The 15,757-nt window shown below is 72.6% G+C and carries 13 protein-coding genes; 8 read left to right on the top strand and 5 right to left on the bottom strand.

Annotated elements, in window-relative coordinates; all coding sequences use genetic code 11:
• The first annotated feature begins 124 nt into the window (after nucleotides 1-124).
• The 4 genes from P8A18_RS05445 (at nucleotide 125) to P8A18_RS05460 (ending at nucleotide 6,510) form a co-directional block, all read left to right on the top strand.
• Nucleotides 125-3,010 carry a glycoside hydrolase family 2 TIM barrel-domain containing protein gene (locus tag P8A18_RS05445; RefSeq protein ID WP_306052222.1) on the top strand — a complete coding sequence of 962 codons (2,886 nt, stop codon included), beginning with the start codon at nucleotides 125-127 and terminating at the stop codon, nucleotides 3,008-3,010.
• A 145-nt stretch (nucleotides 3,011-3,155) separates the two neighbouring features.
• Nucleotides 3,156-4,235, top strand: a complete 1,080-nt coding sequence (locus P8A18_RS05450) for a hypothetical protein (protein ID WP_306052224.1) — start codon at nucleotides 3,156-3,158, stop codon at nucleotides 4,233-4,235.
• Nucleotides 4,232-5,500 (top strand): hypothetical protein, encoded by a 1,269-nt coding sequence (locus P8A18_RS05455; RefSeq protein WP_306052226.1) that lies wholly within the window; start codon nucleotides 4,232-4,234, stop codon nucleotides 5,498-5,500. The genes P8A18_RS05450 and P8A18_RS05455 overlap by 4 nt, the downstream gene beginning before the upstream one ends.
• A 74-nt stretch (nucleotides 5,501-5,574) precedes the next feature.
• Complete coding sequence (locus tag P8A18_RS05460; RefSeq protein WP_306052228.1) at nucleotides 5,575-6,510, top strand: pseudouridine synthase; 936 nt, start codon at nucleotides 5,575-5,577, stop codon at nucleotides 6,508-6,510.
• Between the two features lie 12 nt (nucleotides 6,511-6,522).
• On the opposite strand, the gene P8A18_RS05465 is transcribed toward P8A18_RS05460, so the two are convergent.
• From P8A18_RS05465 to P8A18_RS05475, 3 genes are all read right to left on the bottom strand, one after another.
• Complete coding sequence (locus P8A18_RS05465; protein WP_306052230.1) at nucleotides 6,523-7,152, bottom strand: MBL fold metallo-hydrolase; 630 nt, start codon at nucleotides 7,150-7,152, stop codon at nucleotides 6,523-6,525.
• Entirely contained in the window at nucleotides 7,152-8,237 is a 1,086-nt protein-coding gene (locus tag P8A18_RS05470) for an S-(hydroxymethyl)mycothiol dehydrogenase (protein ID WP_306052232.1), read from the bottom strand. The genes P8A18_RS05465 and P8A18_RS05470 overlap by 1 nt, the downstream gene beginning before the upstream one ends.
• Nucleotides 8,238-8,341: 104 nt before the next feature.
• Nucleotides 8,342-9,043, bottom strand: a complete 702-nt coding sequence (locus tag P8A18_RS05475) for a FadR/GntR family transcriptional regulator (protein ID WP_306052234.1) — start codon at nucleotides 9,041-9,043, stop codon at nucleotides 8,342-8,344.
• A 142-nt stretch (nucleotides 9,044-9,185) separates the two neighbouring features.
• On the opposite strand from P8A18_RS05475, the gene P8A18_RS05480 reads away from it, so the two are divergent.
• The 3 genes from P8A18_RS05480 to P8A18_RS05490 all read left to right on the top strand — a co-directional run bounded on the left by P8A18_RS05480 (nucleotide 9,186) and on the right by P8A18_RS05490 (nucleotide 11,614).
• Nucleotides 9,186-9,695, top strand: coding sequence for a gluconokinase (locus P8A18_RS05480; protein WP_306052236.1), 510 nt, complete (start codon nucleotides 9,186-9,188; stop codon nucleotides 9,693-9,695).
• 11 nt (nucleotides 9,696-9,706) lie between these two features.
• Nucleotides 9,707-11,104 (top strand): GntP family permease, encoded by a 1,398-nt coding sequence (locus P8A18_RS05485; protein WP_306052238.1) that lies wholly within the window; start codon nucleotides 9,707-9,709, stop codon nucleotides 11,102-11,104.
• 81 nt (nucleotides 11,105-11,185) lie between these two features.
• Nucleotides 11,186-11,614, top strand: coding sequence for an ASCH domain-containing protein (locus tag P8A18_RS05490; RefSeq protein ID WP_306052240.1), 429 nt, complete (start codon nucleotides 11,186-11,188; stop codon nucleotides 11,612-11,614).
• 17 nt (nucleotides 11,615-11,631) lie between these two features.
• Here the strand turns inward: P8A18_RS05490 and P8A18_RS05495 are convergent, their stop codons facing one another.
• Together P8A18_RS05495 and P8A18_RS05500 are read right to left on the bottom strand one after the other, a co-directional pair.
• Entirely contained in the window at nucleotides 11,632-12,879 is a 1,248-nt protein-coding gene (locus P8A18_RS05495; protein ID WP_306052242.1) for an FUSC family protein, read from the bottom strand.
• A 122-nt stretch (nucleotides 12,880-13,001) separates the two neighbouring features.
• Complete coding sequence (locus P8A18_RS05500; RefSeq protein ID WP_306052243.1) at nucleotides 13,002-14,657, bottom strand: FAD-binding dehydrogenase; 1,656 nt, start codon at nucleotides 14,655-14,657, stop codon at nucleotides 13,002-13,004.
• Nucleotides 14,658-14,846: 189 nt separating this feature from the next.
• Between P8A18_RS05500 and P8A18_RS05505 the strand changes: the two genes are divergently transcribed.
• Nucleotides 14,847-15,740, top strand: coding sequence for a DMT family transporter (locus tag P8A18_RS05505; protein WP_306052245.1), 894 nt, complete (start codon nucleotides 14,847-14,849; stop codon nucleotides 15,738-15,740).
• Nucleotides 15,741-15,757: the final 17 nt, after the last annotated feature.

Here is a 15,757-nt window from a genome sequence, read left to right on the forward strand (position 1 = left end):
GGGGGGACGGATACGTCAGGGTTCGGACAGATGGGCCGGTCGATCTCGTCCGACGCCCCGTGGTGAAACGTTTCTTCGCTGACTAGCGTGCCTGTGCGAAGGGCGAAACCGACGGAGGAGACGCATGAGCCGCAACGACACCGACTCGCTGCCCTGGTACGAGAATCCGGCCCCCGGCACCGGCACGCTGGCGCCGCGTTCCTGGTACGCGGCGTCCGACGCCCGGCGGCTGTCGCTGAACGGCCGGTGGGACTTCCGCCTCTCGCCCGCCGCCGGGACCGAGGACGAATCGTTCGCGCGGCCGGAATTCGACGCGTCGGCGTGGACATCGGTGGCCGTACCCGGGCACTGGGTGCTCCAGGGCGCGGGCGGGGCGCCCGCGTACACGAATGTCGTCTATCCGTTCCCGGTCGATCCGCCGCGCGTGCCCTCCGAGAATCCGACCGGTGACCATCTGCGGACCTTCGAGCTGCCCGCCGGATGGCCGGACGAGGGGGAAACCGTACTGCGGTTCGACGGGGTGGATTCGTGCGCCCGGGTCTGGCTGAACGGTGTGGAGCTGGGCGACTTCAAGGGCTCGCGGCTGCCGCACGAGTTCGCCGTGGGCCGCCGTCTGCGGCCCGGCGCCAACGTCCTGGCCGTACGGGTGCACACCTGGTCGTCCGGCAGCTATCTGGAGGACCAGGACCAGTGGTGGCTGCCGGGCGTCTTCCGTGACGTGACGCTGCTGCACCGCCCGCCCGGCGCACCCCGTGACTTCTTCGTGCACGCCGGATACGACCACCGCGACGGCTCCGGGACGCTGCGCGTCGAGTGCGAGGGCGCCGAGGGGCGGGTCCTGGTGCCCGAGCTGGGCGCCGACGTCGCGACGGGCGACACGGTGACGCTGCCGGTCGAGCCGTGGACCGCCGAGACGCCCCGGCTGTACGCGGCGGAGCTGGTGACGCCCGGCGAGCGGATCGCGCTGCGCATCGGGTTCCGTACGGTCGCCGTCCAGGACGGTGTCATCACGGTCAACGGGCGGCGGCTGCTCCTGCGGGGTGTGAACCGGCACGAGTTCCACCCGGAGACGGGCCGGGCCGTCGATGCCCGGACCATGCGGCGCGACCTGGTGCTGATGAAGCGGCACAACGTCAACGCCGTACGGACCAGCCACTATCCGCCGCACCCCGCCTTCCTGGACCTGTGCGACGAGCTGGGGCTGTGGGTGATCGACGAGTGCGACCTGGAGACCCATGGCTTCGCCGAGGTGGGCTGGCGGGGCAACCCGGTCGACGACGCCCGCTGGACGCCCGCGCTGCTGGACCGGGCGGCCCGGATGGTCGAGCGGGACAAGAACCACCCCTCGGTCATCATCTGGTCGCTGGGCAACGAGTGCGGCACGGGCGCCGGTCTGGGCGCGATGGCCCGGTGGATGCGGGGCCGGGACCCGGAGCGGCTGCTGCACTACGAGGGCGACCCGTCGTGCGCGGACGTCGATATGTACTCCCGGATGTATCCGACGCATGCCGAGGTCGAACGCATCGGGAAGCGGGCCGAGGAGCCGCCGGCCGACGCGGAGCTGGACGCCGGGCGGCGGGCGATGCCGTTCGTCCTGTGCGAGTACGGGCACGCCATGGGCAACGGTCCGGGCGGACTGAGCGAGTACCAGCGGCTGTTCGAACGGTACGAGCGGTGCCAGGGCGGCTTCGTCTGGGAGTGGATCGACCACGGGCTCGCCCACCCGGAGCTGGGCTTCGCCTACGGCGGCGACTTCGGCGAGGAGCCGCACGACGGGAACTTCGTCTGCGACGGCCTGCTCTTCCCCGACCGCACCCCCTCCCCCGGTCTCATCGAGTACAAGAAGGTCATCGAGCCGGTGCGCATCGCCCCGGGCGCGACAGCCGGCGCCTTCACCGTCACCAACGGGTACGACTTCACCGGGCTCGGCCACCTGGAGTTCCGCTGGTCGCGCGAGGTGGACGGCGCGCTCGTCGCCTCCGGCACGCTGGCCGTGCCCCCGCTCGCCCCCGGAGCCTCGGCCGACGTGGCGCCGGACGCGGCGGGCGACGGGCTGTGGACGGTGCGGGCGGTGCTCGCCGATGACACCGGCTGGGCCGGGCGCGGGCACCTCGTGGCGTGGGGCCAGGCGGAGGTCGGCACCCCGCCCCGTCCGGCACCGGCGACCGGGGCGCGCCCCGCGCTGTCGGGGAGCACGGTCACGCTCGGCCCGGGTGTCTTCGACGCGGCGACCGGGGCGCTCCTGCGCGTCGGGGACGTCCCGGTGGAAGGGCTGCGGCTGGATGTGTGGCGGGCGCCCACCGACAACGACAACGGGGCCCCGTGGCAGCCGGACGAACGGTACGGGCGGCTCTGGCGGGAGTGGGGGCTGCACCGGATGCGCCACCGCGCCGACGCGGTGGAGACGGGCTCGGACGCCCTGACCGTACGCACCCGGGTGGCGCCGGCCGGCCGGGACGTGGGGCTGCGCACCGTGTACCGGTGGACGGCGGCCGGGGACCGGCTCGGGCTGACGGTCTCCGTGGTGCCGGAGGGCGACTGGCGGGTGCCGCTGCCCCGGCTCGGCATCCGGTTCGCGCTGCCCCCGGCGTACGACGCGGTGCGGTGGTTCGGCGGCGGGCCCGGCGAGGCGTACCCGGACACGCGGGCGGCCGCGATGCTCGGGCAGTGGGCCCTGGGGGTGGACGCGCTCCAGACCCCTTACGTCCGGCCGCAGGAGAACGGGGCGCGGGGCGATGTGCGGTGGGTGGAGCTGACCGGCGACGACGGGCGCGGGCTGCGGGCCGCGGGCGGGGCGCCGTTCTGGTTCACCGCGCGGCGCTGGACGAGCGAGGAGCTGGACGCGGCGGAGCACCTGACGGATCTGGTGGCCGGGGACCGCGTCCACGTCGGCCTGGACCACGCGGTGCAGGGCATCGGTTCGCAGTCGTGCGGGCCCGGTGTGCTGCCCGCGTACCGGCTGGAGGCGGCGCCCGCGGAGTTCTCGTTCGTGTTCTCGCCGCTGGGCTGACGCTCCGGGCCCGGCCCCGCGCACGGAATCGGCAACGGCGACCGTTCTGTGACGGGTTGGGCCCGCGCCCCGCTTCCCCCGCGTGATCGATGGCGTCGTAGCATCGGCGTTTTGTGCGATCTTCGCTTTCGCAAGGGGGAATGTAATGGGCAGCGGCCGCAGGCGGCGGACCACGATCGTCGCCGGGGTGGTGGCCGGCGCGGTGCTCGCGACCGGCATCGGCCTGTGGGCGACGGACAGTTGGCCCTTCCGCGACAGTTACTGCTGGGGGGCCTGGGAGCAGAACAGCGGTGCGTCCTTCCTCGGCGACGACGCGCTCGGCAAGTCGGGGTCCGAGCGGGCGTCGACCGAGTCCGCGGCGCCCTCGGCCGCCCACCCGCGGGGCACCTGCACGGTGTACGTGACCTCCGAGATCGAGGACGACGACTCCGACGAGCCGCTGACCTTCAAGGAGTCGGTGACCCTGGAGTACGGCCCGGTCCCCGCCGCCGCCAAGGACCGCCGGGACTGGCTGGCCCACTTCTTCCACGGTTCGGCCTCCCCCCTGCCGGACGGGCTCGACGGTCTGGTCGCGGCCGACCGGGCGATGCTGGTGCTGCCGTCGAAGTGCGACAAGGGCGGGGCGGCGACCGTGGTGACCATCCGCAGCGAGAGCACGGGCGACGGCCACCTCGGCAAGGTCGCCATGCCCTTCTCGATCGGCACCCGTCCGGATGTCGGCCGGATGCTGCTCGACGCCGCCAACACCGGTATGGAGAAGGCGGGGTGTGCATCCGCACAGCCTCTGCGCACCAGCTCGCCGATGGTGACGGTGGCCGAGCGCGACGTGCGGGCCGAAAGCCCGCTGTGCCGGATTCCGGGGGTGACCTTCGACTTCGGTGAGGGCTCGCGCTACTACCAGCAGGTGGGCGCGGTCACCGAAGGGCTCCAGACGTGTTCGGTGGTGTGGAAGACGCTGCGGATGCCCGACGAGCCGTCCGCGCAGTACGTGATGACGAACCGGCCCCGGATGGCCGACCTGTTCCGGGGCCTGCCCGAGGGCTCCGCCCAGGGCCTGGTGCGGCTGCGCTGCGACGGCCGGCCGACGGTGTTCTACGGGCATGTGGAGACGGGCCTCAAGGGCCGGGGCCGGCCCGACGACCGGCGGGTGTTCGACAGCTTCGTCGACTCCGTGAGCAAGCGCATCGGGTGCGGGGACAAGAGCGGGAGCGGTGAGGACGCGTGAACGAGGAGACGCACGAGGGACAGGGCCCCGAGGGAAAGAGTGAGGACAAGCCCGTGACGGACGCCCAGGACGGGTCCGTGGCGCCGGCCGCCGCCCCCGAGGACCCCGCCGCCTCCCAGAGCCCCGCCGTGGCCGAGGACGCCGGCACCCGCGGACCCGAGGGCCCGCGGCCCTCGTTCGTCCGCCGTCTGCTGCGCAGCCGTACCGTCCGCGCGGTCACCGCCGCCGCCGTGGCCGGGGCGCTCGTGGGGGCCGGTGCGGTGGCCTGGCGCACGGACACGCTGCCGCTGCTCGGACCCGCGCCCTGCTGGGACTCGCTCGGTGACGGCTCCATGAAGTCGCTGTTCGGCGACCGCAGGACCGAGGTCGACGAGCAGGCGCTGCAGACCGACCCGATGGGCGAGGGCGGGACGTACGGCCAGTGCCGCATCACGAGTTACGAGGGCGACCGGGCCCGCCGCCAGGTGACGCTGAACGTGCGCCGGCTGGACGGCCTGCGGGGCACCGACTCGCAGAGCTGGCCCGGCGAGTTCCTCTCCGCCGGCATGGTCCGGCTCGGCGACGGGCTGCCCGGCATGGTGTCCGCCTCGCGCGCCTGGATCGCGCTGCCGCAGGCCTGCACGGGGCGCGAGGAGTTCACCGGACCCACCGTGGTGGACATCGGCATGGGCCGGGCGGACTTCGAGGTCTCCTCCGAGTACACCCTGAAGGACCGCAACGCCCTGACCGGCGCCCTCCTGGACGCGGCCAACGGTGTCATCGAGTCGTTCGGCTGCACCGGCACGTACCAGGAGCCGCGCACCCTGCCCGCGCCGGTGAAATGGGACGCGACCAAGGCGTCCGCCTTCTGCGGGATCAAGGGCCTGACCCTTCCCCAGGCCTACCGCGAGGAACTGAGACAGGTGCGCGTCGGCGGCGAGGGCGGCCCTGCCCGGGTCTGCGAGGCGGGGACCAGCTCCCGGGAGTCCTCCGTGCGGCTGACGACGGTGGTGGACCCGGCGCTCTCGGAGATCTTCGGCTGGGACTCGCTGCGCTCCGGCGCGGCCGTCAGGGGCACCGGGGGCTACGGCAAGGTCGGCGCGAACCGGGCCGTGTACCGGGCGGTCTGCCAGACCGGTCCCGTGATGCTGATCGTGGAGCAGCTGCGCCCGGCGGGCAAGGGCAGCCGTTTCACGTTCACCAGCGACCTGCTGGCGGACTATGTGGCGGCGGAGTCCGAGCGGATCGGCTGCGGGCCGCAGAAGCTGAGAGACGCCGAGTCCTGAGGCCCGCGCGGCCGTGAAATGATGCCCGGCACCATGAGAACAACCAGCTTGCCGGTGCCGGGCGGGGGTCCCGGGTGAGGGGCCGGGCGAAGCCGCCGCCTTCGCCGCTCCCCCAGCGCGACGGCGTCGACCCGGTCCGGGTGCGGCTCCCCGAAGACCCGGACGGGCGGTGGGCGACGGTCCGCGACCATCTGCTGGACCGGTTCGCCGGGGCGATCGGCGCGGACCGGGTGGATGCGCTGCTCGACGGGGGCCGGATCGTGTCGACGGCGGGCCCGGTGTCCGGCGACGAGCCGTACGCGGCGGGCCGCCACCTGTGGTTCCACCGGGACTTCGCACCCGAGGAGCCGGTGCCGTTCCCGGTCGCGGTGGTGTACCGCGACGAGCACCTGGTCGTCGCGGACAAGCCGCACTTCCTGGCGACGACCCCGCGCGGCCGGCACATCACCGAGACGGCCGTGGCCCGGCTCCGCCGCGGGCTGGACCTGCCGCTGCTCCAGCCCGCGCACCGGCTGGACCGGCTGACCGCCGGGCTGGTGCTGTGCGTGGTGCGGCCCGGGGAGCGGGGCGCGTACCAGACGCTGTTCCGGGACCGGCTGGTGCGCAAGGAGTACGAGGCGGTGGCCCCGTACGATCCCGGTCTCGTCCTGCCGCGCACCGTGCGCAGCCGCGTCGTGAAGGAGCGCGGGGTGATCGCCGCCCGCGAGGAGGCGGGCGAGCCGAACAGCGAGAGCCGGATCGAGCTGCTGGCGCACCGGGCGGGTCTCGGCCGCTACCGGCTGCTGCCCGCCACCGGGCGCACGCACCAGCTGCGGGTCCATATGAACGGCCTGGGCGTGCCGCTCGTCCATGACCCGGTCTACCCCGTGCTGCGGCCGGACGCCGCGCCGGGCGACTTCTCGCGCCCGCTGCAACTCCTGGCCCGGGTACTGGAGTTCACCGATCCGGTCACGGGAGAGCCGCACCGCTTCGAGAGCGGGCTGCGGCTCTCCGCGTGGCCGGAGGGCTGAGCGGCCGGGCGGTCAGTGGCCGCGGGCGATCCACTCCTCCAGGTGCGGGGCCTCGGCGCCGATGGTGGTGGAGTCGCCGTGTCCGGTGCGGACGGCGGTCTCCGGGTCCAGGGTGAGCAGCCGGTCCCTGATCGAGTCGACGATCACCGGGAAGGACGAGAAGGACCGGCCGGTGGCGCCGGGCCCGCCCTGGAAGAGCGTGTCACCGGTGAAGACGGTGGCCAGCCCCGGGGCGTACAGGCAGACCGCGCCGGGGGCGTGTCCCGGGGTGTGCAGGACGGTGAGCGTGGTGCCCGCGACGGTGATCTCCTGGCCGTCGGCCAGTTCGCCGTCGGGCGCCCGGTCGGGGTGGGTCCGCTTCCACAGCGGCAGGTCGTCGGGGTGCAGCAGGATCGGCGCTCCGGTGGCGTCGGCGAGCGCGGGGGCGGCGTCGATGTGGTCGTTGTGCGCGTGGGTGCAGATGATGGCGCGCAGCCTGCGCCCGCCGAGCGCGTCCTCGATGGCGGCGGCGTCGTGGGCGGCGTCGATGACGACGGCCTCGGTGTCGTCGCCGACGATCCAGACGTTGTTGTCGACGTCCCACTCGCCGCCGTCGAGGGCGAAGGTGCCGGAGGTGACGAGGTGGTCGATGCGGGCGGCCATCAGAGGACCACCACCGAGCGCAGGACGTCGCCGTCGTGCATCCGGCCGAAGGCCTGCTCGATGTCGCCGAGGCCGATGGTCTCCGTGACGAACGCGGCGAGGTCGAGGCGGCCCTGCTGGTGGAGGTCGATCAGCATCGGGAAGTCGCGGGAGGGCAGGCAGTCGCCGTACCAGGAGGACTTGAGCGAGCCGCCGCGGCCGAAGACGTCGAGCAGCGGGAGTTCGAGCCGCATCTCGGGGGTGGGGACGCCGACCAGGACGACGGTGCCGGCGAGGTCGCGGGCGTAGAAGGCCTGCTTGTACGTCTCCGGGCGGCCGACGGCCTCGATGACGACATCGGCGCCGTTGCCGCCGGTCAGCTCGCGGATGGCCTCGACCGGGTCGGTGGAGCGGGAGTTGACGGTGTGGGTGGCGCCCATCGACTTCGCCGTCTCCAGCTTGCGGTCGTCGATGTCCACGGCGATAATCTTCGCCGCGCCGGCCAGCCGGGCGCCCGCGACCGCCGCGTCGCCGACGCCGCCGCAGCCGATGACGGCGACCGAGTCGCCGCGGCCGACCTGGCCGGTGTTGATGGCGGCGCCGATGCCCGCCATGACGCCGCAGCCGAGGAGTCCGGCGACGGCCGGGGAGACCTCGGGGTCGACCTTGGTGCACTGGCCGGCGGCGACAAGGGTCTTCTCGGCGAAGGCGCCGATGCCGAGGGCCGGGGAGAGTTCGGTCCCGTCGAGGAGGGTCATCCTCTGCTTCGCGTTGTGCGTGTCGAAGCAGTACCAGGGGCGCCCGCGCAGACAGGCCCGGCACTGGCCGCACACGGCACGCCAGTTGAGGATCACGAAGTCGCCGGGCGCCACGTCGGTGACCCCGTCGCCGACGGACTCCACGACGCCCGCGGCCTCGTGGCCGAGGAGGAAGGGGAACTCGTCGTTGATGCCGCCCTGCTTGTAGTGCAGGTCGGTGTGGCAGACGCCGCACGCCTGGATCCTGACCACGGCCTCACCGGGGCCGGGGTCCGGAATGACGATCGTCTCGACGCGTACCGGTTCGTTCTTTCCCGGTGCGATGACCCCTTGTACGTGCTGCGGCATTCCCGTGGACTCCCTTTTCCCGACTCTTCGCTGAGACCGGTCCTCCCGGATTCGTCCGGGATCGATCACGGGCAACGGTACGCCGTGCGGGGGCCAGGCCGGCCTCAGGGCGCGAGAACGTCCAGCTCGTGCAGGGCGCCGACCGCGATCTCCTTCGTGAGCCGCTCCGCCCCGGCCGCGTCGCCCCCGCGCACGGCTTCGGCGAGCCGGACGTGCAGGGTGACGGCGGCCGGGTCGGGGTCCTCGAACATCACCTGGTGATGGGTGCGGCCGGCCAGGACCTCGGCGACCACGTCGCCCAGGCGCGCGAACATCTCGTTGCCGGAGGCGTTGAGGACGATGCGGTGGAAGGCGATGTCGTGGGCGAGGTAGCCCTCCAGCTGCCCGCCGCGTGAGGTGGCGACCATGCCGAGGGCGCGTTCGGTCAGCTCGGCGCACTGCTCGGGGGTGGCGTTGCGGGCGGCGAGCGAGGCGGCGACCGGTTCGATCGCCGAGCGCAGGACGGTCAGGGAGCGCAGCTGGCGGGGGCGGTCGGCGCCGGCCAGCCGCCAGCGGATGACCTGGGGGTCGTACACGTTCCACGCCTCGGCCGGCCGTACGGTCACGCCGACCCGGCGGCGGGACTCGACCAGGTGCATGGATTCCAGGACCCGGATCACTTCCCGGACGACGGTGCGCGAGACGTCGAAGCGCCGCGCGAGTTCGTCCGTACGCAGAACCTGGCCCGGCCGGTGCTCACCCGCGGCGATCTCCTTGCCCAGGGTGTCCAGCACATGCGTATGGAGCCCCGGGGCAGGTGTGGTCATGGCCCCAGGGTACGGGGGACCCTCCGGCACATAAAAGTACGACGTTTACGTCACAGCATCTTGAATAAGTCGTATGTATGCGTTTCAGTAGCGCGACGGACCGATGTCGAGGGAGACATCGAAGAGACAGCGAGGCACCGTAATGAGCACCCCCCACGTCGTCGTGGTGATGGGCGTCGCAGGGACCGGCAAGACCACGATCGGTCCCCTGCTCGCCGCCGCACTGGGAGTTCCGTACGCCGAGGGCGACGACTTCCATCCCCCCGCGAACATCGCCAAGATGTCGGCCGGCACCCCGCTGGACGACACGGACCGGTGGCCGTGGCTGGACGCGATCGGGCAGTGGGCGCACGGCCGGGCGGGGCTCGGCGGGGTCGTCAGCAGCTCGGCCCTCAAGCGCGCCTACCGCGACCGGCTGCGCGCCGGGGCCCCGGGTGCCGTCTTCCTGCATCTGACCGGCGACCGGTCCCTGATCGAGGAGCGGATGGCGGGCCGCAAGGGCCACTTCATGCCGACCGCCCTCCTCGACTCGCAGTTCGCCACCCTCCAGCCCCTGGAGGACGACGAGGCAGGCGTCGCCGTGGACGTCTGCGGCACCCCCGAAGAAATCACCCAGCGAGCCGTCGCCGCGCTGCGCCGGCTCAAGAACTGAGGATCACCACCGTGACCAGTCTCAGCGTCGAGACGCTGGCAGCGGACGCCGTCGAACCGATCACCTCGGCCGGCAACGCGCAGTTGGGCATCGCCGTCCTGGCGGGCATCGCCGTCATCGTCCTGCTCATCACCAAGCTCAAGATGCACGCGTTCCTCGCGCTCACCATCGGCTCGCTGGCGCTCGGTTCGTTCGCCGGCGCCGCGCCGGCGAAGACGATAGCCAGCTTCACCGCGGGCCTCGGCTCGACCGTCGCCGGCGTCGGCGTCCTCATCGCGCTCGGCGCGATCCTGGGCAAGCTGCTCGCCGACTCGGGCGGCGCCGACCAGATCGTGGACACGATCCTGGCGCGGACGGGCAAGCGGGCCATGCCGTGGGCGATGGTCCTCATCGCCTCGATCATCGGCCTGCCGCTGTTCTTCGAGGTCGGGATCGTCCTGCTGATCCCGGTGGTGCTGCTCGTCGCCAAGCGCGGCAACTACTCCCTGATGCGCATCGGCATCCCCGCCCTGGCCGGCCTGTCCGTGATGCACGGGCTCATCCCGCCGCACCCCGGCCCGCTGGTCGCGATCGACGCGCTCGACGCCAACCTCGGCGTCACGCTGGCCCTCGGCGTGGTGGTCGCGATCCCGACGGTGATCCTGGCCGGCCCGGTCTTCTCCCGCTACGCCGCCCGCTGGGTGGACATCCAGGCACCGGAGAAGATGATCCCGCAGCGTCCCTCCGAGGACCTGGACCGCCGGCCGGGCTTCGGCGCCACCCTGGCGACGATCCTGCTGCCCGTCGTCCTGATGCTGATCAAGGCACTTGTCGACATTGTGGTGGACGACCCCGAGCAGGGGCTCCAGAAGGTCACCGACGTCATCGGCTCGCCGCTGATCGCGCTGCTCGCGGCCGTGCTCGTCGGCATGTTCACGCTGGGCCGGGCCGCCGGGTTCACCCGGGCGCGGCTCTCCACCACGGTGGAGAAGTCCCTCGCCCCGATCGCCGGTGTGCTGCTCATCGTGGGCGCGGGCGGCGGCTTCAAGCAGACGCTGATCGACGCCGGGGTCGGCGAGATGATCCTCGACTTCTCGGAGAACTGGTCGATCCCCGCGCTGCTGCTGGGCTGGCTGATCGCCGTGGCGATCCGGCTCGCGACCGGTTCGGCGACCGTGGCGACCATCTCGGCGGCCGGTCTGGTCGCCCCGCTGGCGGCCGACATGTCGACCTCGCACGCGGCCCTGCTGGTCCTCGCCGTCGGTGCCGGCTCGCTCTTCTTCAGCCATGTCAACGACGCCGGTTTCTGGCTGGTGAAGGAGTACTTCGGCATGGACGTCGGCCAGACGGTGAAGACCTGGTCGGTGATGGAGACCATCATCTCCGTGACCTCGCTGGTCTTCATCCTGCTGCTGTCGCTGGTGCTGTAGCCGGGGCCGTCCGGCCGGGTGCTCCGGCCGGACGGCGCCCGCGAGTCCGGCGTCCGCCGCGGTGGATGCCAGACTTGCGCCATGGAGAACCGCGAAGCGCTCAAGCCCTGCCTCCTCGCCTTCCCCGGGCCGCTGCGCGACCAGCTGGTCGCTGCGGTCCTGGACGGCCGGAAGGTGTCGACCTCGGGCCTGCTCCTGGAGTACGAGACCGAGAACGAGGAGCTGCCTCCGGTCGGTGAGCGCTCCGCCCTCATCGACTCGGACGGCCGGGAGACCGCGGTGCTCGAAGTAACCGAGGTCCGCGTGCTGCGGCTCGCCGACGTCGACCTCCAGCACGCGCTGGACGAGGGCGAGGGCTACGCGTCGGTCGCCGAGTGGCGGGCCGGCCACGAGCGCTTCTGGCACAGCGACGAGATGCGCGAGGCGCTCGGCGACCCGGAGTTCACGGTGGACGACGAGACCATGATCGTCGCCGAACGGTTCCGGGTCGTCGAACGCCTCGGCCTCTAGGGCCTGTCCGGCGGACCTCACCGCGCGCCGCTCTCGGACCCCTCCCGGACCGACTGCTTGACCAGGCCCAGCCGGCGGCGGATCGTGAGCAGCCGGGGATGGCGTTCGTGCAGGTCGGCCGAGCGGCGGTCGAGTTCCTGACCCAGGCGCTCGGCGCGCTTCTCGATGTCCAGCTCGTCCAGGATGCGGTCCACCTCGGCGAGCAGCGCCCCGTGCAGCTGCCACTTCCTGGGGTGCTCCTGGACCGCGGCCAGCAGCATGTCGGCCACCCGGTCGCGGGTCTCCCGGCTGGTGGTGAGCGCTTCGGTGAGCCGGTCCTCGGCCTCCTCCGCGCTGGCGGCCACCGGGGTGGTGATGAGCAGCGAGAAGCTCTCGATGGCCCCCGCCATCTGTTCGAACAGTTCCGTGATGTGGGCGGCGACCTCGGGCGGGAAGAGCGGTTCGTCGACCCGGTCCTTGGCCAGGTCGGTCAGCGTCCTGGACAGCACCCGGACGACGACCGCGCAGATCTCCAGCGTGTCCAGACCGGTGCGCAGCACCACGCGGTGCAGCAGCCCCTGCCGCACCCTCGGGTTGAGCATGAGGCTCTCCTCGGCCTGCCGCAGCGAGGCGTCCACCTCCACGATGTCGTGGTCGAGGCGGCGGGCCCGGTGCAGCCGGTCGGCCGCCTCCGGGACGGTGACCGGGCGGGCGAGGTCGCTGCCGAGGTCGCGGAACATCTGCCCCATCTCGCGGGCCAGTCCGTCGATGGAGGTCCCGGCCGTCTGCACCCAGACGGGCGGGGCGAACAGCAGGTTGAACAGCAGGCCCACGCCGGCGCCGATCAGCGTCTCGAACACGCGCTCCCACGCCATGTTCGTTCTCGCGGTCACCGAGGTGACGCCGAGGACGAGCATGGCGCTGATCGCCACCTCGGGAACGAATTCGTCGACCCGGACCAGTCTGCCGATGATCAGCGCTGTGAAGATGGTCAGCCCCAGGCTCCACCAGGACAGGCCGACCAGGGAGCTGAAGCCGCTCGCGATGAGGACGCCGACGATCACAGCGGTCACACGTTTGACCGACATGTTGACGGTGGCGTAGAGGGTCACCTGGACGACGAGCAGGGCGGTGAGCGGCGCGGTCAGCGGCGCCGGTTCGCTCAGCGTCGCGGTCGCCACGGCATAGGCGATCACCGCCGCGCCCGTGGAGCGCAGGGTCTGCGCCGCCACGGGCTCGGTGGTGCGCCGGACGAGGTTGATGACGGGTTCGGCTACTCCTGGCATCTTCTTCCCATGCCCGCATCCGGCGCCTCACCACGGTCCGGGGCCAGGAACCCCACCGGACGGACGCGCGCGGGCCGTGTAACGCCCGTTCGCGGGCCCGCGACGATCCGCCGGACAGACCGCTAGCCGACGGCCTTCGCGGCCGCGCGGCCCGCGGCCCGGCCGGAGAATATGCAGCCGCCGAGGAAGGTGCCCTCCAGCGAGCGGTAGCCGTGCACCCCGCCGCCGCCGAAGCCGGCCGCCTCCCCCGCCGCGTACACCCCGGCGAGCGGGGTGCCGTCCGCGGTCAGGACGCGCGAGGACAGGTCCGTCTCCAGGCCGCCGAGCGACTTGCGGGTCAGGATGTTCAGCCGTACGGCGATCAGCGGACCGGCCGCGGGGTCGAGGATGCGGTGCGGCGCCGCGGTGCGGATCAGCCGGTCGCCGAGGTAGCTGCGGGCGCCGCGGATCGCGGTGACCTGGAGGTCCTTGGTGAAGGGGTTGGCGATCTCCCGGTCGCGGGCGGTGATCTCGCGGCGCAGTTCGTCCTCGTCGATGAGTCCGTCCCCGGTGAGCGCGTTCATGCCACGTACGAGAGCGCCGAGGTCCTTCTCCACGACGAAGTCCGCGCCGTTGTCCATGAACGCCTGGACGGGGCCCGGCACGTCCGCGCGGGCCCGCCCGATCACGTCGCGGATCGACTTGCCGGTCAGGTCGGGGTTCTGCTCGGAGCCCGAGAGCGCGAACTCCTTCCCGATGATCTTCCGGTCCAGCACGAACCAGGTGTACTCGTGGCCGGTGCGCATGATGTGTTCGAGGGTGCCCAGCGTGTCGAAGCCGGGGAAGAGGGGGACGGGCAGCCGTTTGCCGCGCGCGTCCAGCCAGAGCGACGAGGGGCCGGGCAGGATGCGGATGGCGTGCTTGTCCCAGATCGGGTTCCAGTTCTCGATGCCCTCGGTGTAGTGCCACATCCGGTCGCGGTTGATGTGGTGGGCGCCCGCCTCCTCGGCGATGCCGAGCATCAGCCCGTCGACGTGCGCGGGGACCCCGGAGAGCATCTTGGCCGGCGGGGTGCCGAGCCGTTCGGGCCACTGCTCGCGTACGAGGTCGTGGTTGCCGCCGATGCCGCCGGAGGTGACGATCACCGCTTGGGCCCGCAGCTCGAAGGTGCCGGCGCTCTCCCGGCCGCTGGCGGTCCCGCGCGGGGCGGCGCTCGGCTCCAGCACCTCGCCGGTCACCGTGTCGACGGCGCCCCCGGTGCGGGCGAGGCCGGTGACGCGGTGGCGGAAGCGGAAGGTGACGAGGCCCTTGGCGACGCCCTCGCGCACCCGGCGCTCGAAGGGGGCGACGACACCGGGGCCGGTGCCCCAGGTGATGTGGAAGCGGGGGACGGAGTTGCCGTGGCCGGTCGCGTCGTAGCCGCCGCGTTCCGCCCAGCCGACGACGGGGAAGAGCCGCAGGCCCTGCGCGCGCAGCCAGGCACGCTTCTCACCGGCGGCGAAGTCGACGTACGCCTCGGCCCACTTGCGCGGCCAGTGGTCCTCCTCGCGGTCGAAACCGGCCGTGCCCATCCAGTCCTGGAGGGCCAGTTCCCGGCTGTCCTTGATCCGCAGCCGGCGCTGTTCGGGCGAGTCAACGAAGAAGAGGCCGCCGAAGGACCAGTGCGCCTGGCCGCCGAGCGACTGCTCGGGCTCCTGGTCGAGCAGGATGACCGAACGCCCCGCGTCCACGAGTTCCGCGGTGGCGACGAGCCCCGCGAGCCCTGCCCCGATCACGATCACATCAGCGTCGTACGCCATGGCTTCCATCCTTGTCGGGGCCGAGGGTGTCTGACAGAACCCACCGAAGTTACTCGTGCGTCAGATCTTGGGCACCGCCCGTCCCCGCGTCAACCGCCCGGTCGGCCGCGCTGCCGCCGCACCGGCCGTATCCAGGCGCTATCGTCGAACCACATCACCCTCTTCCGGCCTGACGTGGGGTGGAGAAGCGTGTCGGTGCTGGTCCTCGTGCTCGCCGTGGCTGCCGCCTGCTGCCTGGGCTTCGGCTTCGTGCTCCAGCAGGCCGCCGCCGCCCACGCGCCCAAGCGCGACTATCTGACGTTCCGGCTGCTGCTCGACCTGATGAAGGTGCGCAGCTGGCTGGCCGGTATCGGTCTGATGGTCTGCGGCATGGTGCTGGGCGCCCTGGCTCTGGGCAAGGGCGAGGTCTCCCTCGTGGAACCGCTCCTGGCCACCAATCTGCTCTTCGCGATGACCCTGTCCCGGCACCGCACCGGCCAGCGGCTGGGCCGGCAGGGCTGGGCGGGGCTCTGGCTGCTGGCCGGCGGGGTCGCCGCGTTCCTGCTGGCGGGCGAGCCGAGGGGCGGCCAAGCGGTGTCCAGCCCCCTGCGGCACTGGCTGGTGGTGGGCGTGGTGGCGGGCCTGGCCCTGCTGCTCACCGCCTTCGCCAAGCGCGCCCGGTCCACCGCTTCCCCCGCGCTGCTCGCGGTGGCGGCCGGACTGCTCTACGGACTCCAGGACGCGCTGACCCGGGTCAGCGGGCAGCGCCTGTCGGACGCGGGCTGGGCCGGCCTGGTGACGGCCTGGCAGCCGTACGCGGTGATCGTGCTCGGGGTGACGGGGCTGCTGCTGGTGCAGAGCGCGTTCGAGACGGGCCCGCTGCGGATGTCGCTGCCCGCCCTGACGGCGGCCCAGCCGCTGGCCGGGATCGCCTGCGGGATCGGGTTCATGGGCGACCGGGTGCGGACCGACACGGGCGCGCTGGCCTGGCAGGCCGTGGGGCTCACGGCGATCGTGACCGGGATCGTGCTGCTGGGGCTGCATCCGGCGATGCCCGAGGGGCCGGTGGGCGGGCGCCGCTCGCAGAGCCTCCAGCCGCGCTGAGCGGACGGGTCAGAAGC

The organism is Streptomyces sp. Mut1 (genome assembly GCF_030719295.1).
Taxonomy (GTDB): domain Bacteria; phylum Actinomycetota; class Actinomycetes; order Streptomycetales; family Streptomycetaceae; genus Streptomyces; species Streptomyces castrisilvae.

Coding starts and splice junctions, on each gene's coding strand:
- P8A18_RS05470 (WP_306052232.1), bottom strand. CDS start 8,237: ATGCCGCAGCACGTACAAGGGGTCATCGCACCGGGAAAGAACGAACCG.
- P8A18_RS05450 (WP_306052224.1), top strand. CDS start 3,156: ATGGGCAGCGGCCGCAGGCGGCGGACCACGATCGTCGCCGGGGTGGTG.
- P8A18_RS05475 (WP_306052234.1), bottom strand. CDS start 9,043: ATGACCACACCTGCCCCGGGGCTCCATACGCATGTGCTGGACACCCTG.
- P8A18_RS05495 (WP_306052242.1), bottom strand. CDS start 12,879: ATGCCAGGAGTAGCCGAACCCGTCATCAACCTCGTCCGGCGCACCACC.
- P8A18_RS05480 (WP_306052236.1), top strand. CDS start 9,186: ATGAGCACCCCCCACGTCGTCGTGGTGATGGGCGTCGCAGGGACCGGC.
- P8A18_RS05465 (WP_306052230.1), bottom strand. CDS start 7,152: ATGGCCGCCCGCATCGACCACCTCGTCACCTCCGGCACCTTCGCCCTC.
- P8A18_RS05500 (WP_306052243.1), bottom strand. CDS start 14,657: ATGGCGTACGACGCTGATGTGATCGTGATCGGGGCAGGGCTCGCGGGG.
- P8A18_RS05445 (WP_306052222.1), top strand. CDS start 125: ATGAGCCGCAACGACACCGACTCGCTGCCCTGGTACGAGAATCCGGCC.
- P8A18_RS05490 (WP_306052240.1), top strand. CDS start 11,186: ATGGAGAACCGCGAAGCGCTCAAGCCCTGCCTCCTCGCCTTCCCCGGG.